This is a genomic window from Pseudomonas sp. EL_65y_Pfl1_R83 (genome assembly GCF_963970695.1).
Classification (GTDB): domain Bacteria; phylum Pseudomonadota; class Gammaproteobacteria; order Pseudomonadales; family Pseudomonadaceae; genus Aquipseudomonas; species Aquipseudomonas tritici.
The window spans coordinates 1-513 of record NZ_CAXAQI010000264.1 but is presented as its reverse complement, the minus strand read 5'-3'; the positions used below and the strand labels follow the sequence as shown (position 1 = coordinate 513).

1 protein-coding gene is annotated in these 513 nt (G+C 48.9%); it reads left to right on the top strand.

Annotation, left to right across the window (positions count from 1 at the left end; translation table 11 throughout):
- Positions 1-73: 73 nt before the first annotated feature.
- Positions 74-513 (top strand): hypothetical protein (locus AACY08_RS28770; RefSeq protein ID WP_339472483.1); only part of this gene is annotated, 440 nt, incomplete at its 3' end.

The window sequence follows — 513 nt, the reverse complement described above, 5'->3', positions numbered from 1 at the left end:
AATAGTATCAAAACTGCGGGAAATCTCTTTCCGACCAATATACGACATCGGAGATAGCCGTTAGATAGGAGCTATGAAGCCTTTTTCATCATCCATAGTGGCGGCTGGCGCAATGTTGCTAACAGGCTGTTCGGTCGAAATCGATGCCAGGAATGCAATTGTTGGACCGGCCTCGTCGACTGAATTTCAGAATGACGCCGAAGCGGCATCACGCAAGCCTTATGGCTTCGGGATATGGGTGCTACTCACCGCATTATTAGAAAAGGAAGACGTTCAGCGTATTTCTCACTCAGAGGTGTATCCTCATGTTTATGTTGTCGAATGCTCGAGCGGGAAGGATACTAACGTAGGGACAGAACCAAAGCTGGAGGGCATTGATTTGGGAAATGCCAATACCGTCAAAGCTTTGCTGAAAGCGCGGCCAGCCAAGTCAATCTATCAGATGAAAAGTCTCATCTTTGCCCGAAAAGGGGACTTTGAAACGCCGCAGTGCTTGCAACTCAGGGGCGGCAG